This window comes from Mesorhizobium sp. M2E.F.Ca.ET.209.01.1.1, assembly GCF_004010375.2.
Taxonomy (GTDB): Bacteria; Pseudomonadota; Alphaproteobacteria; order Rhizobiales; family Rhizobiaceae; genus Mesorhizobium.
In genome coordinates, this window is record NZ_SADP02000843.1 from 1 (window position 1) to 316 (window position 316).

A 316-nucleotide genomic window follows, 5' to 3' on the forward strand; every position below is an offset into this window, starting at 1 on the left:
TCTGGCTTGGCCAGGTGGGCCGATGCGCCTCGTCGCAGTCGTAATCGCCATTGCAATGCTGCTAGCATTGGCGTCCTGGCCATCAATTACCTCGCGTCCTGGCGCTTTTTCGCTAGCAGCTATTGCGGGTGCCATGGTCTCGCGTTCGGGTCCTGAAAATCGCCCTTCGGCTTGGACGCTCTTTGCCGCGGCGATATTAAATCTCATCATGCCCGTCTATTTGCCGCGTGAAGTTTGGGCCGTGATCGACGTGGTCGCGGCGGGCTATTACCTTCCAGCCTATCGCCACCGGGTGGTCTGGGATCCCCGACATCGC

At 59.8% G+C, this 316-nt stretch carries 1 protein-coding gene; it reads left to right on the plus strand.

Annotated elements, in window-relative coordinates; all coding sequences use genetic code 11:
- Positions 1-22 precede the first annotated feature (22 nt).
- Positions 23-316, plus strand: a 294-nt coding sequence (locus tag EN852_RS41965; RefSeq protein ID WP_210238324.1) for a hypothetical protein, incomplete at its 3' end; no start/stop codon positions are given.